31 protein-coding genes are annotated in these 25,582 nt (G+C 33.8%); 17 read left to right on the top strand and 14 right to left on the bottom strand.

Going from position 1 to position 25,582, the window contains the following annotated elements; genetic code table 11:
* Positions 1–168: 168 nt before the first annotated feature.
* Entirely contained in the window at positions 169–1,182 is a 1,014-nt protein-coding gene (ilvC, locus tag K5783_RS02715) for a ketol-acid reductoisomerase (RefSeq protein ID WP_263970081.1), read from the top strand.
* Positions 1,183–1,191: 9 nt separating this feature from the next.
* Here ilvC and K5783_RS02720 read toward each other — a convergent pair whose 3' ends face one another.
* Positions 1,192–1,614 (bottom strand): cobalamin B12-binding domain-containing protein, encoded by a 423-nt coding sequence (locus tag K5783_RS02720; RefSeq protein ID WP_297472015.1) that lies wholly within the window; start codon positions 1,612–1,614, stop codon positions 1,192–1,194.
* Between the two features lie 129 nt (positions 1,615–1,743).
* On the opposite strand from K5783_RS02720, the gene K5783_RS02725 reads away from it, so the two are divergent.
* The 5 genes from K5783_RS02725 (at position 1,744) to K5783_RS02745 (ending at position 3,983) form a co-directional block, all read left to right on the top strand.
* Positions 1,744–2,007 carry a hypothetical protein gene (locus tag K5783_RS02725; RefSeq protein WP_297472016.1) on the top strand — a complete coding sequence of 88 codons (264 nt, stop codon included), beginning with the start codon at positions 1,744–1,746 and terminating at the stop codon, positions 2,005–2,007.
* A 95-nt stretch (positions 2,008–2,102) separates the two neighbouring features.
* A complete protein-coding gene (locus K5783_RS02730; RefSeq protein ID WP_263970080.1) occupies positions 2,103–2,213 on the top strand; it encodes a CxxC-x17-CxxC domain-containing protein in 111 nt (36 codons plus the stop codon).
* 132 nt (positions 2,214–2,345) lie between these two features.
* A complete protein-coding gene (locus K5783_RS02735; protein WP_297472017.1) occupies positions 2,346–2,636 on the top strand; it encodes a DNA-binding protein in 291 nt (96 codons plus the stop codon).
* A gap of 5 nt (positions 2,637–2,641) precedes the next feature.
* Complete coding sequence (locus K5783_RS02740; RefSeq protein WP_297472018.1) at positions 2,642–3,562, top strand: TFIIB-type zinc ribbon-containing protein; 921 nt, start codon at positions 2,642–2,644, stop codon at positions 3,560–3,562.
* Between the two features lie 91 nt (positions 3,563–3,653).
* Positions 3,654–3,983, top strand: a complete 330-nt coding sequence (locus K5783_RS02745; RefSeq protein ID WP_278975228.1) for an ArsR family transcriptional regulator — start codon at positions 3,654–3,656, stop codon at positions 3,981–3,983.
* A 3-nt stretch (positions 3,984–3,986) separates the two neighbouring features.
* Here K5783_RS02745 and K5783_RS02750 read toward each other — a convergent pair whose 3' ends face one another.
* A complete protein-coding gene (locus tag K5783_RS02750) occupies positions 3,987–4,559 on the bottom strand; it encodes a hypothetical protein (RefSeq protein ID WP_297472699.1) in 573 nt (190 codons plus the stop codon).
* A gap of 169 nt (positions 4,560–4,728) precedes the next feature.
* On the opposite strand from K5783_RS02750, the gene K5783_RS02755 reads away from it, so the two are divergent.
* The 6 genes from K5783_RS02755 to mce all read left to right on the top strand — a co-directional run bounded on the left by K5783_RS02755 (position 4,729) and on the right by mce (position 12,105).
* Positions 4,729–4,890, top strand: coding sequence for a hypothetical protein (locus K5783_RS02755; protein WP_297472019.1), 162 nt, complete (start codon positions 4,729–4,731; stop codon positions 4,888–4,890).
* A gap of 56 nt (positions 4,891–4,946) precedes the next feature.
* On the top strand, positions 4,947–7,448 hold the full coding sequence (locus K5783_RS02760; protein WP_297472020.1) for a M1 family metallopeptidase: 2,502 nt from the start codon (positions 4,947–4,949) through the stop codon (positions 7,446–7,448).
* Positions 7,441–7,848, top strand: coding sequence for a hypothetical protein (locus K5783_RS02765; RefSeq protein WP_297472021.1), 408 nt, complete (start codon positions 7,441–7,443; stop codon positions 7,846–7,848). The genes K5783_RS02760 and K5783_RS02765 overlap by 8 nt, the downstream gene beginning before the upstream one ends.
* 41 nt (positions 7,849–7,889) lie before the next feature.
* Positions 7,890–8,810, top strand: coding sequence for a methylmalonyl Co-A mutase-associated GTPase MeaB (gene meaB / locus K5783_RS02770; protein ID WP_297472701.1), 921 nt, complete (start codon positions 7,890–7,892; stop codon positions 8,808–8,810).
* Positions 8,811–8,814: 4 nt separating this feature from the next.
* On the top strand, positions 8,815–10,416 hold the full coding sequence (locus tag K5783_RS02775; protein ID WP_297472022.1) for a methylmalonyl-CoA mutase: 1,602 nt from the start codon (positions 8,815–8,817) through the stop codon (positions 10,414–10,416).
* A gap of 1,290 nt (positions 10,417–11,706) precedes the next feature.
* Positions 11,707–12,105, top strand: coding sequence for a methylmalonyl-CoA epimerase (gene mce / locus K5783_RS02780; RefSeq protein WP_109877173.1), 399 nt, complete (start codon positions 11,707–11,709; stop codon positions 12,103–12,105).
* Here mce and K5783_RS02785 read toward each other — a convergent pair whose 3' ends face one another.
* The 7 genes from K5783_RS02785 to K5783_RS02815 all read right to left on the bottom strand — a co-directional run bounded on the left by K5783_RS02785 (position 12,106) and on the right by K5783_RS02815 (position 19,678).
* Positions 12,106–12,663 carry a CBS domain-containing protein gene (locus tag K5783_RS02785; RefSeq protein ID WP_109877341.1) on the bottom strand — a complete coding sequence of 186 codons (558 nt, stop codon included), beginning with the start codon at positions 12,661–12,663 and terminating at the stop codon, positions 12,106–12,108.
* A gap of 72 nt (positions 12,664–12,735) precedes the next feature.
* A complete protein-coding gene (locus K5783_RS02790) occupies positions 12,736–12,912 on the bottom strand; it encodes a DUF1059 domain-containing protein (RefSeq protein WP_297472023.1) in 177 nt (58 codons plus the stop codon).
* A 25-nt stretch (positions 12,913–12,937) separates the two neighbouring features.
* Positions 12,938–15,607, bottom strand: coding sequence for a pyruvate, phosphate dikinase (gene ppdK, locus K5783_RS02795; protein ID WP_297472024.1), 2,670 nt, complete (start codon positions 15,605–15,607; stop codon positions 12,938–12,940).
* Between the two features lie 33 nt (positions 15,608–15,640).
* Positions 15,641–16,297, bottom strand: coding sequence for a triose-phosphate isomerase (gene tpiA, locus K5783_RS02800; RefSeq protein WP_297472025.1), 657 nt, complete (start codon positions 16,295–16,297; stop codon positions 15,641–15,643).
* 38 nt (positions 16,298–16,335) lie between these two features.
* Positions 16,336–16,626, bottom strand: coding sequence for a SemiSWEET family transporter (locus K5783_RS02805; protein WP_297472026.1), 291 nt, complete (start codon positions 16,624–16,626; stop codon positions 16,336–16,338).
* Between the two features lie 3 nt (positions 16,627–16,629).
* The gene (locus K5783_RS02810) at positions 16,630–19,188 is read right to left on the bottom strand and encodes a DNA-directed DNA polymerase I (RefSeq protein ID WP_297472027.1); all 2,559 of its coding nucleotides are present in this window, start codon (positions 19,186–19,188) and stop codon (positions 16,630–16,632) included.
* A gap of 4 nt (positions 19,189–19,192) precedes the next feature.
* The gene (locus K5783_RS02815) at positions 19,193–19,678 is read right to left on the bottom strand and encodes a dCMP deaminase family protein (RefSeq protein WP_366939162.1); all 486 of its coding nucleotides are present in this window, start codon (positions 19,676–19,678) and stop codon (positions 19,193–19,195) included.
* 166 nt (positions 19,679–19,844) lie between these two features.
* Between K5783_RS02815 and K5783_RS02820 the strand changes: the two genes are divergently transcribed.
* Together K5783_RS02820 and K5783_RS02825 are read left to right on the top strand one after the other, a co-directional pair.
* Positions 19,845–20,033: a hypothetical protein gene (locus tag K5783_RS02820; protein ID WP_109877166.1), complete on the top strand. Its 189-nt coding sequence runs from the start codon at positions 19,845–19,847 to the stop codon at positions 20,031–20,033.
* A gap of 209 nt (positions 20,034–20,242) precedes the next feature.
* Positions 20,243–21,751: a DEAD/DEAH box helicase gene (locus K5783_RS02825; protein ID WP_297472029.1), complete on the top strand. Its 1,509-nt coding sequence runs from the start codon at positions 20,243–20,245 to the stop codon at positions 21,749–21,751.
* On the opposite strand, the gene K5783_RS02830 is transcribed toward K5783_RS02825, so the two are convergent.
* Complete coding sequence (locus K5783_RS02830) at positions 21,748–22,023, bottom strand: hypothetical protein (RefSeq protein WP_297472030.1); 276 nt, start codon at positions 22,021–22,023, stop codon at positions 21,748–21,750. The two genes, K5783_RS02825 and K5783_RS02830, sit on opposite strands and share 4 nt — an antisense overlap.
* A gap of 105 nt (positions 22,024–22,128) precedes the next feature.
* On the opposite strand from K5783_RS02830, the gene K5783_RS02835 reads away from it, so the two are divergent.
* Positions 22,129–22,281, top strand: coding sequence for a hypothetical protein (locus tag K5783_RS02835; RefSeq protein ID WP_297472031.1), 153 nt, complete (start codon positions 22,129–22,131; stop codon positions 22,279–22,281).
* A 3-nt stretch (positions 22,282–22,284) separates the two neighbouring features.
* On the opposite strand, the gene K5783_RS02840 is transcribed toward K5783_RS02835, so the two are convergent.
* On the bottom strand, positions 22,285–22,563 hold the full coding sequence (locus K5783_RS02840) for a peptidylprolyl isomerase (RefSeq protein WP_297472032.1): 279 nt from the start codon (positions 22,561–22,563) through the stop codon (positions 22,285–22,287).
* A gap of 124 nt (positions 22,564–22,687) precedes the next feature.
* On the opposite strand from K5783_RS02840, the gene K5783_RS02845 reads away from it, so the two are divergent.
* A complete protein-coding gene (locus K5783_RS02845; RefSeq protein ID WP_297472033.1) occupies positions 22,688–22,921 on the top strand; it encodes a hypothetical protein in 234 nt (77 codons plus the stop codon).
* A 93-nt stretch (positions 22,922–23,014) separates the two neighbouring features.
* Here the strand turns inward: K5783_RS02845 and K5783_RS02850 are convergent, their stop codons facing one another.
* From K5783_RS02850 to K5783_RS02860, 3 genes are read right to left on the bottom strand one after another with little or no spacing between them, the layout of a single operon-like run.
* Positions 23,015–23,776 carry a histidine kinase gene (locus tag K5783_RS02850; RefSeq protein ID WP_297472034.1) on the bottom strand — a complete coding sequence of 254 codons (762 nt, stop codon included), beginning with the start codon at positions 23,774–23,776 and terminating at the stop codon, positions 23,015–23,017.
* Positions 23,777–23,789: 13 nt separating this feature from the next.
* A complete protein-coding gene (locus K5783_RS02855; protein WP_297472035.1) occupies positions 23,790–24,287 on the bottom strand; it encodes a YkgJ family cysteine cluster protein in 498 nt (165 codons plus the stop codon).
* 55 nt (positions 24,288–24,342) lie between these two features.
* A complete protein-coding gene (locus K5783_RS02860; RefSeq protein ID WP_297472036.1) occupies positions 24,343–24,840 on the bottom strand; it encodes a HEAT repeat domain-containing protein in 498 nt (165 codons plus the stop codon).
* An 87-nt stretch (positions 24,841–24,927) separates the two neighbouring features.
* Here K5783_RS02860 and K5783_RS02865 point away from each other — a divergent pair, with 87 nt between their 5' ends.
* The gene (locus tag K5783_RS02865; protein ID WP_297472037.1) at positions 24,928–25,533 is read left to right on the top strand and encodes a hypothetical protein; all 606 of its coding nucleotides are present in this window, start codon (positions 24,928–24,930) and stop codon (positions 25,531–25,533) included.
* Positions 25,534–25,582 lie beyond the last annotated feature (49 nt).

A 25,582-nucleotide genomic window follows, 5' to 3' on the forward strand; every position in this document is an offset into this window, starting at 1 on the left:
AAATTCTAGAACATCTAGGATTAGAAAATGACTCAAGGGACATTGATGAATTTGATTGTTAGTCAATTCTAAACTATGTCTCATTTTCTAACATATTCGATCTAAAACCGTAAATCTTATAATTTTGGTATAATAACACTGTGATTCGCTTTAGTTAATATTTGCAGTATTCTTGAAAAAATCATGGCAAAAACATGGAAGGATAACGAAATCAGCCTTGATCCAATAAAAGATCAAACGATTGCTGTGATTGGTTATGGAATCCAAGGTGACGCACAAGCTAACAACATGAAAGACTCTGGTCTGAATGTGATTATTGGTCTTAAGGAAGGTGGTAACAGCTGGAAAAAGGCAGAAGCTGATGGTCATAAAGTAATGTCTGTTGCAGAAGCAACAAAACAAGGTGACATTATTCACATATTGATTCCAGATATGATTCAAGGTCAGGTATACAAGGATGAAATCGGTCCAAATCTTTCTGAAGGAAAAGCATTGTCATTTTCTCATGCAGCTGCAATCTATTGGAAATGGATTGAAGCACCAAATAATGTTGATCTAATTATGGTCGCTCCAAAAGGACCTGGTTCTAAAGTTAGAGAAACCTATCTTGATAATTTTGGAACTCCTGCAATTGTTGCAGTTGAACAAGATTTTACAGGAAAAGCTTGGGATAGAACATTAGGAATTGCAAAGGCAATAGGCAGTGCAAGAGCTGGATTAATCAAAACTGCTTTCAAAGAGGAAGTAGAAACTGATTGGTTTGGTGAACAAGCAGACCTTTGTGGTGGTGCAGCCTCTATGGTGACAAATGCATTTGAGACTCTTGTTGAAGCAGGATATCAACCTGAAATTGCATACTTTGAAGTTTTACATGAACTCAAACTCATTGTAGATATGATTCAGAGATATGGAATCAATGGCATGTGGAGACGTGTAAGTGAAACTGCTAGATATGGTGGTTTAACACGTGGGCCAATGGTGATGGATTCTGCAAATAAATCCAATATGAAAAAAGTTCTTACTATGATTCAAGATGGAACCTTCAACAACGAGTGGATTTCTGAATACCAGAAAAATGGTAAAGATGCATTTGACAAATACATGAAACAATATGACGAACACCAAATTGAAAAAGTTGGTAAAGAAATGCGTAAAATGATGTGGCCTGATTCCACAGAATAATCTTTTTTCTTATATTTTTCTTAATTTACACACACCAGTTGTTATGTGATTGATAATTGTCGGTAATGGTGTACCTGGACCAAAAACGTGGTCTACCCCTGCCTTGATCAAATCTTTATGGTCTATGTCTGGTATGACTCCGCCACCTACTATGAGAACATCGTTAATTCCTTTCTTTTTTAATGCTTTGACAACTCTTGGAAAAAGAGTTCCATGTGCACCATTTAACAAACTCATTGCTACTGCATCCACATCTTCATCTTCTGCAATTTGTGCAATTCTTTCTGGTGTTGCAAAAAGCCCTGAATAGATAACTTCCATCCCTGCGTCTCTGAATGCTCTGCAAAGTACTAGCGCGCCTCTATCATGACCGTCAAGCCCTAATTTGGCAACTAGTATCTTTATACTCCGTGTTGCAGCTTTTTGCTTCATGATTATTGCTATATTTTGTATGTTTTAAAGGGTTTATTTGATTTTCGTAAATCTATTTTTTTTGCTACAGTGCTCTAATCTCTTCAAATATATTGATTCAAAAATTAGAATGTTCCAGTAATAATGGATATGACGGAAGACGTATGTGATTTTTGTAAGGGAGTTGGCTCTTCAGGACCAAATGTTTGTGTCTATTGCAATGGGACTGGGGAATGGAATAACGCAGCACAAGCATATGTGAAAAATCATATCTGTCAATGCATCGTACTTGATAGAAAATTCTGTCCTGTGTGCAACAAAGCATGCCATCATGATACCTCTTTGAATCCTAAACAAAAAATTGATCCAGGTTATGGCGGCATGTCAAGTCGTGAAATTACAGTAATTGCCTAATTGGCATTCTTTTTTAGATGAATCCCTTTTTTGGAAAAATAGTCACGGTTCTTATAGTTGAGAAAATTCAGTATAATATGTCCGAAGATAGAAAGATGTACAAATGTACATGTTCTGACTGCGGCAAAGATTCTGAAGTTCCTTTTGAACCAAAAGCGGACAGACCAGTTTATTGCCGAGAATGTTTACCAAAACATCGCAATTGATGATTTTAGGCTAGTTTTGTTTAATTAATTTTGAACTAAATTATTTCCAAAATATCCCCAAAATCTTTTTTCTTTTTTTGATGATTTCCTAGCATATACTCAGTTTAAATTATGCGCCAATACGATTGCAATATGTCAAACAACTCTAAAGATACAATTTTCATTGGGAAAAAACCCTTGATGACTTATGTTACATCGGCAATTATTCAATTAGCTACCATGCCTTTAATTACAATTAAAGCCAGAGGAATGACTATTGCACATGCAGTAGATGTTGCACAAATAGTGTTGCAAAAAACAAAGCCTGCTTTTGTAATCGGGGATATAAAAATTGGTTCAGAATCACTTGTTTCTCAAGATGGCAGAAACCGTGATGTTTCTTCAATTGAGATTTCTCTAAAAAGGGCAGAAGCATCAAGGTAGTTTCAATGGTAACAGCAAATCAAAATTCTCTTTGTTTACGTTGTGGAAAGAAATCCATGTTAACAGATGATGTTACAGGAGAAAGATTTTGTGGCAAATGCGGATTTGTAATTTCAGAGACACTTCAGGATTCTGGACCTGAATGGAGGTCATTTTCAAAAGAGGGTGGAACAGATCCAACAAGAACAGGTGCTCCGTCTTCACTGATGATTCATGATATGGGATTGTCCACAGTTATTAATCCCATAAACAAGGACGCATCTGGAAAGCCTCTTTCAACATCAATGAAGAGCACCATTGAAAGACTAAGAACCTGGGACAGTAGAAGCCAAGTTCATGAGCCTATTGATAGAAATTTGAGACAAGCACTTAGTGATTTAAACAAATTAAAAGACAAGGTTGCCATTCCTGCAAATGTTCTTGAAAAAGCATCATACATTTACAGAAAGGCTTTGGAGAAGAAACTTGTACGCGGAAGATCTATTGCCGCAATGATTGCAGCTGCACTTTATGCAGCTTGTAGAGACACTGAAACCCCTAGAACTCTGAAAGACATTGCAGATGCTGCAAATGTCAAACGTAAAGATATTGCGCGATGCTATCGCTTACTACATCATGAGTTAGAGCTAAAAATGCCCGTGGTGGATTCAATCCAGTGCATTGCAAGAATTTCAAGCAAACTGGATATTTCTGAGAAAACTAAACGTTATGCAGTTAAAGTACTAAAAGATGCACAAGAACGCAAAGAATCTGCAGGGAAAGACCCTATGGGATTGGCCGCAACTGCATTATACCTATCATGCGTACATAATGGGGTGTCTATTACTCAACGGGATCTTGCAGAAGCTGCTGGCGTTACAGAGGTTACAATAAGAAATCGATACAAGGGTCTAAAAGCAGACCAAACAACAAAATCTGAAATTTAATTATATTATATTCCTATTTTCATAAATTTTGTCTTGCAGTGCACATCACTGTCTACTCACTGATTATATTCAAAAATCACCTATAATATGTATGCAAATCATAAATCAATTAAAAATCGAAGAACCAGAAAGAAAAGAAGTTTTTCTTGAAATACTTTCTGACAAATATTGTAGATTGATACTGGACTCAATAATGAATATTTCAAAATCTGCTATTGAGATATCTCGTGAAAAAGAGATTCCGCTTAGTACCGTTTATAGAAGAATCCAACAACTTCATGATTCCCATATGATTCGTACTTCTGGAATTATTACTGATGAAGGCAAAAGACTCTTTTTGTATAAGAGCAAAATCAAAGAAGTCAATACACGATTCTCTGATGGAGAGATTGCTATGGATGTAGTTTTTAACAAAAACTAGTTTCTAGTAATCATGTTCCATGAAATCTTCGCCTAATTCGATAGTTGCAACAACAGTAGATTCGGTTGTTTGTGATTTCATTCTTGTATCAGGCAAAAATTCATGAAATATTTCTCCCAATAATTGTTCTGTGAATCTTGACCAGTTACTGCCTAATTCATGTTGAATTACAAAATGATGCGATGCTCCCTCTATTCTGTGATCTGATTTCATTCCAGATGCACGCATATAGTCTTCCAATGTTTCAATACATCGTTTCAAATCATATCCTCCTTTGATAAATAAAACTGTGTCTTTAATTACAGGTTTTATCATATTGATAATTTCATTAATGTCATTTGAACTCATTTCTACTCCCAGAATGTCCAGAATTTTTTTTGGTACTGGGATAATGCCTATTTTTTCTGTAAATCTGTCCCATCTAATGTATTTCTCTAAAATTTGTCTTGTCATTACATTGTGTGATATATTGTGGTTCATCGCTTCTGCCTCTATCTCTTCAACTAATTTTACAGGTAAGCGATAAGTTACACTACGTGTTTTTTCTTTCTTTGTTGGATGTTGCTGTGACTTTATTGTGTTTGAATCCAATTAACAAAAAACAAGTATTAAGATCATATAAGTTGGATCTATTGTGCTTAAAACATTTATTCTCAGTACTGATAATTTAGAATTATTTTATAATCTAATTTGACTTTTGGAATGCTGGGAGATAACACAAAAAAACTGTTTGGTGATTTGAGAAATGGGGAAATATTGTGAAAACTGTGGAAAATATATGAAAATTTCAGAACTTACTCATTGTTCAGATGAATGCCTACTTTCAGGAATTAGGGACAGTATTTCGCTTTCTGAAAATGGATTTAATGCTCTTTCATGGGATGAAAAATCCGATCCATGGACATAATACCTGAAAATTAAAAATGGAAAATCTACTTAAAGCGTAAACAAATTACCTCAGACGTGGACATCACTCCAATTAATTACACACTAACTTTTGAACCTGATCTCAAAAAATTTACTTTTAATGGTACTGAATCAATTATTGTAGATTGTAAAAAATCAACAAATTCAATTTCTATGAATTGTGCTGAACTAAAAATTACTTCGTGTACGGTAAAATCTGGAGAAGAAATAATCAAATCCACACCGATTACCAATGAGAAAAAAGAAGAATTACAAATCAAACTAGGGAAAAAAATCAAAGGCAAAGTGATCATTAATCTTGAATTTCATGGGATTTTAAACGATAGGTTACTTGGATTTTATCGAAGTCAATATCAACAAAACGGAAAAACAAAATATCTTGCTACATCACAATTTGAGGCAGCAGACGCAAGAAGGGCATTTCCATGTTGGGACGAACCTGAAGCAAAAGCAACCTTTGAGATTTCAATAATTGCAGACAATAAATTCACTGCGATATCTAACATGCCAGTAAAATCAAAGAAAAAGATTGGAAATAAAACAATTTACAATTTTGAAAAAACTCCAATTGTTTCAACATATTTGATTTATCTTGGTGTTGGAGAATTTGAATATCTTGTAGGGAAGATTGGCAAAACCCAGATTCGAGTTGTTACTACAAAGGGAAATAAATCAAAAGGAAAATTCTCCTTGGAACTAGGCAAAAAACTTCTAACATCATATGAAAAATATTTTGGAATAAAATACCCTTTACCTAAACTTGATCTTATTGCAGTACCTGATTTTGCCGCAGGTGCAATGGAAAATTGGGGTGCAATAACATTTAGAGAAACAATCTTGCTTTATGATCCTAAAACATCTTCAACTAGAACAAAACAATACATTGCAGAAGTAATATCACACGAGATTGCTCATCAATGGTTTGGAAACTTGGTTACTATGAAATGGTGGAATGATTTGTGGCTCAATGAAAGCTTTGCAACGTTTATGGCCACAAAATTTGTTGATAAGTTTTATCCTGAATGGGATTTGTGGAATCAATTCATTGAAGACGCAATGAACGTTGCAATGGGACTTGATTCCCTAAAAACAACACATCCAATCGATGTTAAAGTAAATTCTCCTGCTGAAATTAGGGAAATATTTGATGCTATTTCATATGATAAAGGTGGATGTGTATTGCGAATGCTTGAACATTATGTTGGAGAACCAAACTTCCAAAAGGGTCTCAAAAAGTACCTGTCTGATTTCAAATACACAAACGCTGAAGGGCAAGACTTGTGGAATGCAATTGGAAAAGCATCTGGCATGCCTGTGTCTTCTATGGTGAATACATGGCTTAAACAGCCAGGGTTCCCATTAATTGAAATTAATCAGGATGGAAATACTCTCAAACTCAAGCAAAAAAGATACTTACTTGAGCCTGATAAAAAATTCAGCAAAGGATTGTGGCACATACCATTATCTTTGGGATTGGAAGATGAAATTTCTAAAAAATTATTTACACAAAAATCAATGTCAATAAAACTACCTCAGAACACTATAGGTTTTGTTGCAAACTATGGAAGAAAAGGATTTTATCGTGTAAAATATGATGAGGGGATTTTACTTGATCTAAAAATGTTAGTTGATGAAAAACGTGTTCCTGGAATTGACAGATGGGCAATTCAAAATGATTTGTTTTCTCTTTGTGTTTCTGGCGATGAACAAGTACGAAATTATTTGGATTTTTCAGACGCATACTTTGATGAGGATAGCTATCTTGCATCAGTAAATGTTGCTCATAATCTAGCTTCCCTATATTTCCGAGCATTTGATGAAAAATTTGCTGAAGAGATTAGAAATTATGCCGTTAATTATTTTCGAAAGATTTTATTTAATTTAGGATGGGAGCCAAAAAAATCAGACAAGCATACTGACGCATTGCTCCGTTCATTTGTGATTTCTGCACTAGGAAAAATGAATGATGATGAAGTCACAGAAGAGGCGCTCAGGAGATACAAAAAATTCTTAATATCTCCTAACTCCATTTCTCCTGATTTAGTTGAACCTATCTGTTCTATTGCTGCATGGAATGGAAATTCAAAAACCTATATGGAATTAACCAAACTATACAAGAATGCAAAAACTATGGAAGAAAAACTTCGTTTCCTTGGTGCCATGTGTAGTTTCAAAGACAAAAAACTATTGCTAAAATCCTTGGACTTTTCTCAAACTCCGAATGTACGTTCACAAAACATGCAATTACCAATTATGAAAGTAGCAGCAAACCCATATGGTGACAAAGTCTTGTGGCCATGGTTGAAGAAAAATTGGAAAAAACTAAACAAAAAAGTAGGACATGGAAATCCACTGTTTAATAGAATTGTGGCTAGTATTTCATCTGTGGCAGACGATTCTATGGAAAAAGAAATTAAAAAATTCTTCAGAGACAATCCTACTCCTGGTACTGAGAGAACCCAAACTCAAACATTAGAAAGAATTAGAATAAACTCAAAACTACTTAGACGAATGAGACAAGAATTCAAAGATGGCTAGGAGATTAGGTCCGCCAATCTTTCTTGGGATTTTTACAATTTTAGCAATAGTTTTTCTTACTGGTGGCGGTACTGATGACAAAGACATTCTTCGTCAAACATTTCATGTAGATGCTGTTTACTATGATACTGGTCATGTTGAAATTTCCTATTATGACAAGTCTGACAAGACAAATTCTGTTATAATGGAAATTTTGGGAATGGATGAATCATTCCAAAAAATATTTTCTGATTCTGAATTTATTGAAATTGTACCATTTCCAAATATTCCAAAATACGGATGGAGTGTTCATCCGATAGTTTTGGAAATTGATCATGAAGAATTGGGACATGTTCAATTAAAAACCGAGATTCATTTGATTGATGAAACTGCTCCACCTATAATTTATTCTAGGCCCTAGATCACATACAAGATTTTATTGCACCCCTGAAACATTATTGTATATTGGACATGCTTGCTGATTTAAAGAAAGGAAAACGCGGAGCAATTGCCAAGGCAATTACTATTGTAGAAAATGATCAAAAGGAAGCAAAAAAACTCATAAAGAAAATTTTCAAAGATACTGGTGATTCTATTATAATTGGTATTACTGGACCTGCAGGTGCCGGAAAAAGTTCTTTGATAAACAAAACAACAGTGGAGATGAAAAAATTAGGTACAAATCCAGCTGTTCTTGCAATAGATCCGACCAGTCATGTTACTGGTGGTGCAATTTTAGGAGATCGAGTTAGAATGAGTGAGTCCACTGATTCAGGAACTTATATCCGAAGCATAGCATCTCGAGGTGCAACTGGTGCTGTTTCTCGTTCTTTACGAAACAGTATTCGAATTTTAGAATATGCTGGATTTGACCCAATTATTATTGAAAGCGTTGGTGCTGGACAAACAGAAGTTGAAATTTCAAACATTGCAGATATTACAGTTGTGGTCTTTAATCCAAATACAGGGGATAGTATACAAACAATTAAAGCTGGATTGACTGAAATTGGAGATATCTACCTTGTTAACAAAAGTGACCTTGCAGGAACCAATCAACTATTTGATGCCGTAAGGGATTTTATTGGAGATTCAGTACGAAATCCTATAATTCTTAAAACATCTGTTAAGAAAAATTCTGGAATTACAGATTTTGCAAAAACTCTCAAAGAAATGATGGCGACTAAAAAGAAATTCAAGAAAGAAAAACAACAAGAACGATTAGAATCTGAACTAACGGATATTGTTTTAAATAACATCAAAGAAAAGATTGATCATATGCTGGAATCAGATAAATCCTTCTTAAAATATCTTAAACAATTACAATCAAAAAACATAGATCCGTTTGACGCAGGAGACAAAATTACAAAATCTTTGTTAAAGTGATAATATGGCAACAAAAAAGTCTATAAAATCAAAAAATCCCGAAAAGAAAATCTTCACTGATTCCTCATTTCCAGTAAAACGAATTTATCAAAAATCCTCTAAGAAAAGACCTGTAGAAGACGCTGGGAAATATCCTTTTACTAGAGGCATTCATCCTGAAATGTTCCGTGAAAGATTCTGGACAATGAGACAATATTCGGGATTTGGAGATGCTACACTCACTAATGAGCGATTCAAATTCATGCTGGAAAAGGGTCAAACAGGTCTAAGTATGGCTTTTGATTTGCCTACTCAAATTGGTTATGATTCTGATTCTCCTCAAGCAGAAGGTGAGGTGGGAAAAGTTGGTGTTTCAATTACCTCCATTAAAGATATGATGACTGCCTTTGATGGAATCCCTCTTGGCAAAGTTAGTTCATCAATGACAATTAATTCAACTGCCTCTACATTACTAGCATATTACATTGCAGTTGGAGAAGTACAGGGATTCAAAAGTCATGAACTTCGTGGTACCACTCAAAATGATATTTTAAAAGAATACATTGCAAGAAACACCTACATCTATCCTCCTCAACCCTCAATGAGATTAATAGGTGACATGATTGGATATTGCGCAGAAAAAGTTCCATCTTGGTATCCTGTATCAATTTCAGGATATCATATGAGGGAAGCAGGATGTACTGCGACACAAGAAGTTGCGTTTACTCTGGCAAATGCAATTGCATATATTCAAACTTGTTTGGATAAAGGCTTGAAAATTGATGACTTTGCACCTCGTCTTTCATTCTTCTTTTGTTGTACTATTGAATTCTTTGAGGAAGTTGCAAAGTTTAGGGTTGCAAGAAAAGTTTATGCCAAAATTCTTAAAGAAATGTTCCACGCAAAAAACCCCCGTTCACTACAATTAAAATTCCATACTCAAACAAGTGGTGAATCATTAACTGCACAACAACCTGATAATAACATAATTCGTGTTGCAATTCAAACCATGGCAGCTGTTGCTGGTGGTACTCAATCTCTTCATACAAATTCTAGAGATGAAGCACTAGCTCTTCCTACTCAAGAGTCTGCAAAAATTGCACTGAGGACACAACAAATCGTTGCACATGAAAGCGGGATTACAAAGACTGCAGATCCATTGGCTGGCTCATACTATCTTGAAGAACTATGTGATCAAATTGAGGATGGAGTATGGAAATATCTCAAAAAAATCCAAAAAATGGGCGGTTCTGTTAAAGCAATTGAAAAGGGATTCTTTCAATCTGAAATTAGAGCAAATGCGTATCGTCTGAAAAAAGAAATCGATGATGGTGAGAGAATTATTGTTGGAATGAACAAATATTCTGAAGAAGAAAAACAACCTGATCTGCTTCGTGTTGGAGGTGATGTTGAAATTCAGCAGAAAAAATCCCTCAAAAAATTACGTGAATCCCGAGACAAAAACAAATGGGAAAAAGCACTATCTGCTATGAAAAGTGCTGCAGATACTGAGGAAAACCTCATGCCTTACATCATTACTGCTGCCAAAGCATTTGCTACTACGGGTGAAATCAGCAATACCTTCAGAGAAGTTTTCGGTGAATACAGACCTAAAGAAGTCTTTTAATTAGATTTTTTATGAATTTATTTTCAATACTGAACTGACACTGTATCTGCTTTGACTTGCTAGAACGTTTTTGATTTAATTTAAACTCCATAAAAAATTACTGGCAAAATTATTTTTTTCAAATTTTTTAATTTGTTTCTATTCTGTTTTACATTCACATTTTTTCTGCTTTTCAAATCTGGGATATTTTAGTTTATGACACACTTCACAGTATGGTTGATTTGACACGTATTCTTATTGATGAATCAGTATATAGTGTATCGTATTGTCCTCTTCAAAACCTGTCTTTTATTATGATTTCACTTCCTTTTTCTAAGGTACTTATATTCCCCTTTATGTCAAGTATGTTTCCACATGTATTGCATTCCCATTCTTCGTTACAACTCATTTGATTTTTTGTACTTGGTGTATTACAAACTTTACAACGCAATGACATTGTTTTTACTCGATGCTTTCTGATTCTTTTTATCTTTGTGGGTTTTTTCGTGAAGAAGTACTTTGTCAAAAGTATCTGAATTTCCCTCCCATTTGAAATTACAATATCTGCAATTGTATTTCATTTTGTTGAATCCTGTTTCTTTTCGGATTCTTTGAATGCATTTACATCCTCTGTAACTTTGGCTTTAGAAGAACCAAATTTCAGTTTTTCAATTATTTTTTTAAACATACTTTGTCTGGATTCTCTCTGGTATATACTGGCGTATTTGAGCAATTTTCCCCTCTTCTCATTTGTGCCTATTTTAATCTACAAAGAATCATTTGTCTTTTAAGTGTCTATAATTATAATGACATCTCTTATTGCAAAACCAGTCTAGTCCGCCTAAATATTCTACATGATCAGACTTGCCACAAAATTTGCATTTTATGAAATGCTTTCTGTTACTTTTGGTCATTTTCTATGGATTTTTTTAATTCCTCATAAGATTCCAAATACTGTTTTTTCTTTAGATTGTTTGGCGTTGTTTTATTGTTTTTATTGATTTGTATTTTATTCTTATTTTTAGATTTAGCCATACTGTTTATTGATCTTGCTGTATTTGTTCTCTTCTTATTTTCTCTGGCTCATAATGAATCAAAAATAACAATTCCATAAATGGATGTGCTGATACTTTGGATTTTACCTCAGAATAACCCTTGTCATACTAGTAAAAATAAACATATTTCATGCATAGTTGCAATAATGTCTTGAATTAATTTGGCAAGTTCTCTCTGGGACTTAAAATTTGATTATTTGCTATAATTTAAAATAAAATAAATCCATTAATACTGTAAGTTAACGAAGTCTTTTAGATGAAAATTGATCATATTGCAATTGCAGTAAACGATGTTGAGGAATCAGCCAAAGTGTATCAGCAAGCACTAGGTGTCGACAATGTAGAATTTGAAACAGTAGAAACTGAAGGTGTAAAGGTTGCAATTATTCATTTGGAAAATGGTCGTGTTGAATTAATGCAACCTACAAATGATTCAAGCCCAATCAAAAAGTTTCTTGATAAAAAAGGTCCTGGATTACATCATATGGCATTGGAAACTGATAACATTGAAGGTGAGGTAGAAAGAATGGAGGGATGTGGAATACAATTCTTGGGGCAAATAAGACCTGGCTCTGCAGGAACCAAAGTTACTTTCATTCATCCAAAATCTCTGCATGGAGTTCTCGCAGAACTATGTTCACATCCTAAGCAATAATCATTCCATCATTTTCAAAGTATCTGAAGCTGAAATTATTCCAACAATTTTTGATTTCTTTGAAACCAGAATGCATTTTGAGTATCTGATTAACGGGATTAGAACATTTGCTGGTGTGTCAAAATCTACTATTGGTGGAACGGGATCCATGGTATCTGCAAGTTTTGCTTTTTTTAGTTCTGACTCTCCGACATCTGCTAGATGCTTTACGATGCCATCTTCTGATACAACTCCAACTACTTCGGAATTATTAAAAACTGGAATTTGACTGATGGATAATTGATGCATCTTTTTGATTGCGTCATGTAACGTGTTGGATGGTTTTAGTTTTACAATATCTTTGCTACAAAAATCTCCTGCTGTATGTGATGATGATTCTCCTTCTAATTTTGCAAGACTGTCAAAAATCTTCTTTGCAGTATCGTAGCTTGGTTGGCTTCTACCTGATTCGATTTGATTAATCATTGATGTACTGACCCCTGTCATTGTCGCAAGTTTTTTTTGGGTGATTCCTATTTTTTGTCTTATTTGTTTAATTGAATCAATACGTGGTAACAATCCAATTTGGATTATCTTGTTCAGTTTTAAAATCTATAGCTTTAGGAAAATTTTTACTGCCTGTCAGTGGTTTTAGATTTCTTTAATTAGTGATTTTATCTTGGATATTGATTCTGAGTTTAATTCAATTTCTTTGTGATTTTCTATCACGTGTTGAGTCACTTTTTCCATTAGTTCTTTTTCTGTTGGTGCGGTTGCGGACCATCCACAATCTTTTCCAGCATCAGAACAGCTAATGCTTTTTGCCATGATGGAATAATTGATTAAGAATTATTTATTTTTTCTTTGATTTTGTCTTTTTTGGCTGCTCAATTGCAGCTTGTGCAGCTGCTACAATTGCAATGGGGATTCTATGTGGTGAAGCACTTACATAACTTAATCCTGCACCGTGACAGAATTTGATAGAATTTGGATCTCCTCCGTGCTCTCCACAAATTCCAATTTCCATATTTGGTCTTATTCCACGCCCACCTGCAATGCCTATTTTGATTAGACTTCCAACACCATTGACATCAATTGATTGGAATGGGTTTCTTTCTAAAAGCTCCTTTTCCATATACTCTGGGAGGAACTTTCCTTCAACGTCTTCTCTACTAAAACTGAATGTTCCTTGAGTTAAATCGTTGGTGCCAAAACTAAAGAATTCTGCAGTACTTGCAAGTTCATTGGCAGTAAGTGCTGCTCTTACCACTTCTATCATTGTTCCAAAATTAATTTTTAATTTCATTTTGTGTTTTGCCTCCATCTCTTTTTTGATGGAATCATAAATTTTCTTTATGTGATTTAATTCTGCAATACTGCTTATTTGTGGAATCATGATTTGAGGATGGGCTTTGACTTTTTTCTTTGTTAACTCAACTAATGCTTCAAATACTGCACGAATCTGCATTTCATAAATTTCTGGATATGTTATTCCAACTCTGACTCCTCTGTGACCCATCATTGGATTGACTTCTGCTAACTCTCTTGCTCTCTTTAGAACTGTTTTTGCTTTGTTGAGTTCTTCAGTTGCATTTTGTAATTCCAACTTGTGAATTTTTTCCGCAAGTTCTTCAGGATTTGGTAAGAATTCATGTAGCGGAGGATCTAGTAATCTGATTGTAACCTCGTATCCTTCCATTGCTTGAAGAATTTCAATAAAATCGCTCTTTTGCAATTGGCCTAGTTTTGTTAAAATTTTGCTTCTCTCTTCAATATTTTCTGCCATTATCATCTCTACAAACAGATTGATTCTATCACTTCCATTGAACATTCTCTCTGTTCTGCATAATCCAATACCTTGACCTCCAAATTCTCTTGCAAGTTTTGCCCCTTCGGGCGTGTCTGCGTTTGCTCTGATTCCAATTTTTTTTGCTTTTTGAGCCCATTCTAGGATTTGTTTAAACTCTGATGTGACTTTGGGTTCGATTGTGGGGATGTCTCCAATGTATACGCTTCCTGTACTCCCATCGATTGTAATTATCTCTCCTTCTCGAACTACTTTTCCGTCGACACTACATTGTTTGTTATCAAGATCAATTTTCAAATCAGAACACCCTACGATACATGGTTTGCCCATGCCTCTAGCAACTACTGCAGCATGAGATGTTTTACCGCCTCTGCTAGTTAGAATTCCTACTGATTCAAAGAATGCAGGCACATCTTCGGGTTTTGTTTCTTCCCTAATCAGAATAACTTTGGCCCCATTTTCTCCCATTGCAGTTGCTCTTTTGACATCAAGTACCGCAATTCCGCTGGCAGCTCCTGGCGATGCTGCAATTCCTTTTGCCAATTGGGTATAATTTTTAATTTCCTTTGGATCAATCCTTTTGTGTAGTAATTGTTCTAGCTGTTCAGCTTGAAGTCTGGTAATTGCTCTGTTTTTGTCAATTAGTTTTTCTTTTACCATGTCTACCGAAGTCTTGATCATTCCTGATGCATTCATTTTTGCATTTCTTGTTTGTAGCAAATAGAATTTTCCCTGCTCAATTGTAAATTCTATATCTTGAGGTTCTTTGTAATGTTTTTCTAGTCTTTCACATGTTTTTGCTAACTGTTTGTATGATTCTGGAAGATCTTTTTTCATTTCATTAACTTGTTTTCCAGTTCTTACTCCAGCTACTACGTCTTCCCCTTGTGCATTAATCAGATATTCTCCATAAATTTGACGTGAACCGTCTCCTGGGTTTCTCGTAAATACAACGCCTGTGGCACAATCATTTCCCATGTTTCCAAATGCCATTGATACAATGTTTACTGCAGTTCCATCTGCAATGTCTTTTGTAATGTTATTTTTCTCTCTGTATACAATTGCCCTTTCTCCCATCCAGCTTCCAAATACTGCTTTAATTGCAAGCTCTACTTGTTCAGTTGGGTCTGTTGGAAATTTCCTTCCTGTGTGTTTATCACAAATTTGTTTATATTGTTCTACTACTTCTCTTAGTGATTCTTCATTCAAATCGCTATCCACTTGGACGTTCTGTTTTTTCTTTGCTGCATTTAAGACATCATCAAATTTCTTATCGTCTACTCCAAACACTACTTTGCCAAATAATTGGACGAATCTCCTGTAGGAGTCCCATGCAAATCTTGGATTTTGACTTTTTTCTACCAGTCCCAAAACTGTCTGATCATTTAATCCCAGATTTAGTATTGTATCCATCATTCCTGGCATGGAAATTGCTGCTCCTGATCTGACGGAAACCAGTAATGGGTTTGTTTTAGAATTCCATTTTTTACCTGTTCTTTTTTCAATTTTTGCAATATTCCTTTTAACGTCTGCCATGAGTGTTTTTGGTAATTTTTTATTATTTTCATAGTATTTTCTACAAACTTCAGTAGTAATTGTAAACCCTGGAGGAACTGGTAGCTTTAGTTTGGTCATTTCACACAGACCTGCTCCTTTGCCCCCTAGGAGTTTCTTGTTTTTGCCGTCTCCTTCATCATAAAAATAAACTTGTTTCATTTTTTACGATTAACCAATCCAAAAAAGGGGGTATTAAACCATTGACTTGGCAAATTCAGACATTATGCTGTTCCAATTTTTTGATTTAACTATTCCACTTGCAACAAGAATCCCTTTGGAACCTAACTCGATTGCTTTTGAGACATCTTCTCCAGAAACTATTCCTGCCCCACAAAGCAGTTTGGTATTGTTTTTTGCATTCTTTACAGCTTCGGCAGCCTTTGAGATTAAACCTGGTTTTTCTTTTGATACTGCCTTTCCTGATCCGATTAGCTCTGGTGGTTCTATTGCAATATAATCTGGATTCAATTTAACATATTTTTTTACTTCTACAATATCTTTCACACAAAGCACTGATATCATTTTCAATTCTTTTAATTTCAAAATTAATTTTTCAATCTCTTTGCTGGAGATTCTATGTTCGCTGTGATTAATCAGTGAACCTTTCACTTTGGATATTTTTAGCAATTCTGGAATAACAAATCCTGTAGTACTTCCAATTTTTGAGTCATCTATGTGCTGGGCAAAAATTGGAATTGTACTCTTTGCAACCAATCCGATTAAATGTTGAGGTGGAGCAATTGCAATTTTAGTTTTATATTTTTTAGAAATTTTTTCAGCTGTTTTTACAAATTTTATTATTTTGTCCCCTGAAATCTCTTCATAGTTTTTACAATTAATAACAAACATCTTCCTGTGGATTTTTTCGTATTCTATTTAATTCTTGATTAGATTTGATTTGTTTTTGATAGTTTGTCGTAGTTTCTCTTCATTGCCAAAACTATCATCATTAGAACAATTGCTGTAATATTTGTGCCTATGATAAATACATCTGATACAATAACTCCGTAAATTAACCACAAAATTGCTCCTGCGGAAATGAATATCATTAAAAATTTCGAGATGTCTTTTAGGCTTTTTGTCTTGTATCCTTTGTAAATCTGCTCTATCCATCCGGTAAGAATCAAAATTCCTGCGGATACTCCTAGGATAGTGAGAAGCATTCCGTCAATTTCCATTTTTTAACTCCAAAAAAATTCATCTAATCCTGTTTGTTTTGGTTTTCCCAAAATTGTATCAAAATCCAAATTCATAGACGATGTTATCTGTTCTAACGTTGCTTCCATGAATTCCATGTATTTTTTTGAATCAATTTCTTCTTTTTTTGCCATCTCAACTGGTTTTACCCCTGGTTTGTTTAGGATTTTAATATATGAAATTCTGTCGCCTTTTTTTATCTCTCTGATTGTCTCTAGTTGTTTAGCTGCTCTAATGTGTTGAGGAATAGTTTTTGTGTATTCTGATGGTGCTTTACTGAGCATTACATTAAACGTCAAATCTTCTAGCGGGATTTCCTTTGCTTCTACTTTTTTTCCACATGTTGATATTTTTTCTGAAATCTGTTGTTTTGCTTTTACAAAATCTTCCACTGTTTGAACTTTGGATAAAACATCTAATAATTCATAAAATAATTTTCTGATGAATGGCGGTGTGTGTGACTTTTTTCCTGTTAGTCCTTTGACATCTACATTTCCATCCTTTGTAACTCCCAGATAATTTTTCTTTCTATTGCTTAATACACAATATCGATATGTTTTGTCAATCTCTAGATCTACACCATGATCTCTTTTTGCTTGCTCTATTACTGTTTGAATCTGCTCTTTAGTTGGTTTTTTGATAAACAGCGAATCTGTATCCCCGTAGAGTACTTCGATTCCCACACCTTCACATTTTTTAATTGTCTCTAAAATGGTGTGTCTTCCTATTGCTGTTGTAGCTTCTGCTACTGGCAGAAAATATAATGGAAAAATCTCTGCCCCCATTACCCCATAACTGGCGTTTAAAATTACCTTGAGTGCTTGACTGACTACTGTATATTGCTGTCTTTGCTCATCAGTTAGGGTTTCTTTTTTTGATAGGCTTTTGTAATAATTTACTCTCAAATCCCTTAATGATCCGATAATCATTGATGTCAGCCCGTTTCTTTTAGAACAAGTCCAATGATTTGTTTGCTCTATAATATTTTTCTTACATTCTTCATGTGAGCATCTTACTGTCTCATATGACAGATTTCTTACTTTGATAATACTTGGATATAGACTGGCAAAATCCATCACCACCACATCAAAATGAATTCCTTCTTTTGGTTCTACTACTAGACCTCCTCTGTATTTCTTATCTTTTATCACTGCATCTGATAGTACTCCCTCTGATCTTCTCTGCAACTCTTCTCTTTTTGGAATCAGACAATTTCTTCGTCTATGCTCATAGTATAACAAACTTCTAATCCATTGAGATACTCCCATTCTTGCAATATCGTCAATTGGCATTCTGCCAATTCTTGCAATGATTACAAGTAGATTCATCAGTAAATCATTGTTGAAGCTTGTAAGTTCAAATGTTAACAATGCATCATTATAGCAATAATTTGCAGTCTGGTACAGTGATAATTGATCAAACTCTAATCCATAATCTATTTTCTCTTTTCCAAGGAGTGCCTTTGACACACTATTTAGTGAAAAATTAGTGTATTTTTGGCTAAATGCATAAATTTGAAATGAACGATTTGAGAGAGTTCTATACAAATCAAGATGGACTCCTTCTCTTAATGTTGCAGAATCTCGCATCATGTAAAAAGGATTTTCAGAATTTTTTATCCCCAGTCTTTCTGCCCTGTTGTATAGATACGGTAAGTCAAATTCATCTCCGTTATAGGTTACTACAAATGGAAATTCTTTGATAATTTGAAAAGCATCTTGTATCATTTCCCTTTCTTTATCTGAATCATAAAATGTGATCTTGACGTTTTGGTCTAGTTCGTTTTTTCCTTCCTCTGTATCTTCTGTGCGGAGAACGAAAATCTGATCAAATCCATCTGAACCCTTCATTCCAATCGCAGTTACTTTTTTCTCTGCGATTTTTGGATCTGGTATTCTTCCAATCTCAGCTTCGACCTCTATATCCAAACTGAGTCTTTTTATTTTTGGGATTGGTTGATTTAGTAAGTCTGCCCATTCTGTAATGTATTTTTTGAATTCTTCAGAATCGGCCATGCTTTCACTGTCTACTTTATCCCAAAGCAAACTTTTTAGAGCAATTTTTACTTCATCAGAAATTTCCAAATCATGTGGTTTTAGTTTTTTGTCTACTACTTCATAATATTTGCCAACAATTAATTTTCTGTCATATAGATAATTTTCATAATATTTGATGTCTGACTCCCATGTCTCAATAATGTTTCTGATACTTTTGTCTCCTGTAGTTCCACCAATCGCTAATGGATCAGCAACTGTAATTTTTGACATGCTGATTTCTTTATCTGTTATTAGATCGTGTCGCTGAACAGTCTTGATTTCAATAACGTCTTCTCTTTCTTGAAGAAAATCTAACTCGTCTGGAGCTAATCGCGAATAGCAGTATGGTTTATGCCCTGTTTCATCCTTCCATAAAATTAATTTTTGAGATTCTGGATTGTAGAATTTTAAAATTGCTGATTTTGAATTATTGTCATATGTTGCAGATACTAGCATAGATGGAGACATTGATTCAACCTCATCGGTCTTTGTAACATTTACTTGCATTTTCTTACACGGATTTCTCGTATTTGTTTACTAGTTGGCTTGCCCATTTTGCAATTTTGTTTTTTTCTAGTTGAATAACTTCCACTCCTGCTTCTTTTAGTAAATCATAATCTGTTTCAGGATAAGAGTCAAGACAAACAAATTTTCTAATTCCGATTGTAATTGCCATTTTTGTGCATTCTAAACATGGAACAAATGTTGTGTACAGAATTGCCCCTTCAATACCTGCTTCTATTCCTAAAATCGCACAATGCATTATCGCGTTTGCTTCTGCATGATTACAGAGACACCTGTCAAGTGATGCGCCTGATTCAATTTTTCCCTCCATTCTCAGGGTGCATCTTTTACATCCTCCTTCAAAACAATTTTTGATTCCAGGGGGCGTGCCGTTATATCCTGTTGCTATTTGTCTGTGGTTTCTTACAATAACCGCACCAACTTGTCGTGTCATACAATTTGAACGAAGTTTTGCTAATTCTGCTTGAAGCATAAAGTATTCATCCCATCCGGGTCTGTCAAAAGTATCTTTCACACAAATTATGTTTAACTGCTCAATATATGGATCACGTTAATTGATGATTGATTTGCGATCAATTCTGAAATGGTTCAATTCAAGCATCACAAACTTCTTTAGCCTTGTTTAGCATATCAATTCAATGGCAAGCTATTCATCTCAAGTAAATGTCATTCACAAAAAATTTCAAAATGCAGTTAAAAGAGCAAAGACAAAACAGGCTCTCAACAAAGCATACAGCGCTCACAAAAAAGATCATGAACGCTTATTGAAAAAACATCTTCGTGAAGAGACATTAATGATTATCAAAGCCAAGAAAAAACTGGAATGATCCTGTTTTTCAAATCTTCTTTTTTCCATATTGTCCAAAAACCAGACTTTTTTTTCTTAGAAAATCATGGCCTCTATACCTCAAAAATGGCTGAAATTACGCATGAATTGTGCCTGGGGGTTGTTCTCAAATAAACAAGAAAGCATGCAATAGCTAATACTTTACTACACGAAAGCATAAAATCAATAAATTCCGATTCATATTTTAGGTTGAATCAATATCTTGAGAAAAAATATGTGCAAAAAAATTCTATTGAAAAACGTGATTACCAAGTTAATCTTGCAAATCAAGCAATAGGGGAAAACTGTATTGTGGTTTTGCCTACTGGTCTAGGGAAAACTGCGATTGCGTTACAAGTTATTGCAGAATATTTGTCAAGAGGTTCTGGTGGAATCTTATTTCTTGCACCAACACGAGTTTTGGTAAACCAGCATTTTGAATTTCTAAAAGAAAATCTTACTCTGGATGATATTTCGTTAATTACTGGTGAAGATCCAATACCAAAAAGAACCAAACTCTGGAATAATAGCGTGATTTGCGCTACTCCTGAAATTGCACGCAATGATTTAATTCGTGGAATCATCACTCCTGATCAATTCAGTCTGGTGATTTTTGATGAAGTGCATAGAACTGCTGGTGATTATGCATATTCTGGAATAGCCGAAAGTTTTGAAAATTCTTCTGCTAGAATTCTTGGAATGACTGCAACTCTTCCAAGTGAGAAAGAAAAAGCAACAGAGATTCTAACTAAACTTCGAATTTCTAGCGTAGCTGAAAGAAGAGAGGATAGTCCTGATGTAAAACCATACACACAAGAAACTCATACAGAATGGATTAACGTAGAACTTCCGCCTGAATTAAAATCGATTCAGAAATTACTGAAATTGGCATTGGATGAAAGATATGAAACTTTGAGAAAAAACGGCATTCGGATGGCAGAGCAGCAATCCCTTTCTGCACTTCTTAGAATTAGACAATTTGTATTAAATCAGAACAGACGTTCTGCAAAACCTCTCTTTACAGGAATTAGAATCCATTATGCATTGAACATATTGGAGGCTCATGGGATTACTCCTTTTCTGAAATTCTGTGAGCGTGCACAGGCAAAAAAAGGTGTTGGAATCAAGGAACTCTTTGAGGTTGATCCTAATTTTACAAGGGCAATACATCTTGCAAAAGAAGCACAATCACGAGGAATTGAGCATTCAAAAATTCCAAAACTCAAAGAAATTCTTGAATCTGTTCCCGGAAAGGCTCTAATTTTTACAAGTTATCGTGATTCCGTTGATTTGATTTTCAATAAGTTGACTGAGATGGGAATCTCTGCAGGAATATTAATTGGAAAAGCAGGCGATGCTGGGTTAAAACAAAAAAAGCAGATTGAGACTGTACAAAAATTCAGGGATGGTCTTTTTCAAGTATTGGTTGCAACTCGTGTTGGTGAGGAGGGACTGGATATTGCCGAAGTAAATCAAGTGATTTTTTATGATAATGTTCCAAGCTCTATTAGATTCATTCAAAGAAGGGGCAGAACCGGAAGAAAAGACATTGGAAAACTAGTTGTGTTAATTGCAAAAAACACTATTGATGAAACATACTATTGGATAGGAAAAAGAAAGATGACTGTAGCAAAATCCATGGGAGATAAAATGACCAAAATGTTAGAAAAAAATCATGAAATTGAATCCCAGAAAACAGGACTTGATGCGTTTCTTTAGATTCTATATTGTTTAGAAATTTTTTCAAAAATCTTTTGCTTACTTTGGATGATTTTATTCTTCATTCCTGATTCTAAGTGATGTGTGCTGCTATTTTTTGCGATAAGCAGATTTTCCAGCCTTAATTCATATTGGTTTTCTAGAAATTTTTTTGCATCTTGAAATTCGCCACCAATCTCAAAATTCTCAAATGTCTGTTTTGTCAGATTCATAATTGATTTTTCTAAATATGTGAGAATTTCTTCTATGTCCTTCTCAGATATGGTTGCCATGAACCTTTTTTCTATTTTGGCCCAAAAAATGTTGTGTATTTTATTTTATTTTTTTCGGTGTGGAAATTAATATGCATCTCTAAACTCTTTTCGGTGATCCTATTGATGCATTCGAATAGACAAAAATCAAAAGAAATGATAGGGTTGATTCAAAAAGAGAAAAAATTACATGCACAAATTAGAGCAAATTTTAAGAAAATTAGTCAGAAAATTGATGATGATGTTGATGTGGTAATAAAATCAAAATCCATACAATAAAACTCACTCAAATCTTTTGATGATGTGGTACCCAAATTCTGTTTTTATTGGTTCTGAAATCTCTCCGTTTTGAAGCTTGAATGCTGCCTCTTCAAATGGTTTTACCATCATTCCTCTAGTAAAGTAGCCTAAACTTCCGTCTTTCTTTGCACTCCCTGAATCGATTGACACTTCTTTTGCCAATTTTCCAAATTTTTCTCCCTTTTTGATCCTGTCTAAAATTGCAAGTGCCTCACTTTGTTTTGATACAAGAATATGTGAACATTTTATCTTGACTGCCATGAATCTTTCATATTTTTCTATTTCTTAATTGTTTCTTATTTTATGATGAGTTTGACTTGGATTCTAAAAGTTGTTTTTATATTGTGACAGAACTCTTTTTATTATATTCATAAACTATGATTATATGGATGATGAATCCCCATCATTACTGGTAAAATTCATGTTCAAGGGTGATAAAAAATCAGAAATTGCATTGCTTACATTTGAACAATATTCCAACATCAAAGATTTGCCAATTACCAAAGAATGTAAAATAGTCAAGAATGAAAAACCTACATTGTCAAAAAATGACGTTGCAGCAATAAACAAAAAAATTGCAAAACTATCTAAAACTCATACACAGTTTTTTTCTGAGTGATCTTTGTTACTATGATAATTTGTTTTATAATCAAAAGTTTATTTGCATCATTGTTAAATTTTTTAACTGTAGTTTGAATTAAAAAATAATGATCTAAATGGTTTTTCTATGGTTATACATTGCATACAAAATTATCAAGTACCCGGAATACCAGAAAATATTTACTGGATGTCCTAATGAATATTCATCTAGTAATTCTATATAATAATACCATACATCTCCACTTACAATTAAAATAATTCCTATGACTATTAATATCCATGATGCTCCCACTATTCCTCCTCTAAAAATCAACGCAGTGTGAATTGAAATTCCTAGAGCGATTGATGTGGCACCTACAAAAATTAAACCATACAAAAAGTCAAAATTAATTTCTTCAGTAAATGTAAGTAAAAAATATGATCCTGTGATTGTTAATGGAATGGTGATGAGTGAGATTTTTTTTAACTTGCTTGTTTCAGATGAAAAAAATCTGATATTGACAATCATGAAAAAAATTATGCCTGGATAAAATAAGAAAAAAAATACATCGGCAATTGAGGGATATGGATCAAGGTTGAGAAATTGCTCATAAATAAAATATGTCAACTCTCCTAGAAATATCCCCATTAATGCAATGCCTAACGTGATAAATGCTTTATAATACACTAGTGTGCTGTCATATTTTTTTGAAGTGATAAAAGCAAAAATGCTTGCTGAAAAAGGAATTGCCATTGAAAATGCATAAACATACATGTCTGGATCCTCTAAATTATTCACCAAATAATGAAATCCAATAACTCCAAGAACAATTACTGCTATTATTTTTAAATTAATTGAATTTTTTAATTTATCTGGTACTATATCTACACTCATGATAATACAATTTTTATCTTGTATTAAAATTGATTTTCACTTTTCTTAATTTGATATATTTGTAGGATTTATCTGACGCGTCTAGTCGACCAAGATCTGCAAATGCATCTAAATGTTCTATCACATCTTGTGTTATCACCTCTTTTTCCAATATTTTTAAAATTTCTTCAGACCATGTCCAATCTGCATTTTCATTACATGAGTAAACTATCCACGTATATTTTCCGTTTATCTTGTAAATATCAAATGGAAACAATTTACAATCAAATGGTCTTGTTTGATAGATGGTGCATCCTTGAGCATTGTTCCAAAAAATGCATTCATTTGTATCTTTTTTCTTTTTAAGTGCATATCCTTTGATATTTTTTATTAATACTTTATCGGCAAAATATTCATCTTTTATTTTTTTTATGTTTTGAAATTCATTTGGTGTCAAAAACGGAGTTACATAATCATTACAACATGATTTATGATCACATTTTTCACATAATCCATTCCATACATCTTTCACAAGAAATACTTCCTAAATTTATTTTGTTTATGAAATTTTATTTTTATAGCCATGCCTATAAAATATTGTGTGGTTTGTACTCTCCATGATTTTTTAACCTGTTAAATCTTTTTAACACGAATTCTGCAGTTTCTTTGACATCTATGTTTGGATCATTTAATGCCAATTTGATCTTCTCTTCAACTTCAAACGCTCTCATCAATCCTAAGGCTTCAATTGCCTCATGTTTTGACAATATGCTCTTATCATTTAATGATATTTCTAACAATAGGGGAATTTTGTCTCTCAAATTTCTTGCAGCGATTTGAAAACTAGCTTCATGTTTTACTACTCCGTTAGTATCATTTCTTAATACCCATTCCATGAGATCTGCAACTTTTTTGCGCATTCTATCATTGTTGTTGGTATCCTCAGCTAATTCCCCAGCTAGCCAAACTGCATCCCATCGTTTAGATTCGTCTTGTTCCTGTTTCAACACTTCTTCACAATAATTGAATCTCTCTTCATTAGGCATATTTCTAATGTTTTCCTCATCAAAAATCTGAATGGGCATATCCCAAATTTGGGAATGACTATTTATTAAAAATTCCTGTTATTCCCATAAAAAAAACTAATAAACTAGATAATGTATGAATATGTGATGTCTGGGTTAGATCATTTGTTAGCAAAATCTCTTAACGAAATCATTGCAAAAAATCTGGGTGCAAAAACTGTAAAAAAAATAGATGACCGTTTATTTGAAAAATTTGGACTTTCGATCACTCAATCTATAGAAGAATTTGATAAACTAGATCTTGTGCTGAGAGAATTTTTTGGAAAAGGTGCTGATGGAATAGAGAAAAAAATATTTGAAAATATTTTTCATACAAAATCCAACAAATCAAAAGATCATTGGTATACTTTGTCTGATTCATACGTAAACTCTGTCATTTTACAGGCGTTTGGTGATTTAGAAAAGAAGAAAATAATCGAGTCAGTTTCAAGTTCACCAAAAATAATTAATGATATTTTGAAGGACTGTCAACTACCTAGAACTTCTGGATATCGAAAAATAAACAGTCTAATTGATGACGGACTGATATATCAAACAGAACAAATCGTTGTTGACAATAAAAAAATCAACAAATATGCTTGTGCATTTAGTAACTTGAAAATTAACATTGAAAAAGACAAGTTGACTGTTGATGTTCAATTATCTGATTCTGATATTCTCAAAAGCTCGATCTTTCAAACAATCCAAATTTAATTTATTAAACAATAAGATCACACTATTAAAGCATGACATTGATCCCAGA

The sequence above is a fragment of the Nitrosopumilus sp. genome, from assembly GCF_025699125.1.
Lineage (GTDB): Archaea > Thermoproteota > Nitrososphaeria > Nitrososphaerales > Nitrosopumilaceae > Nitrosopumilus.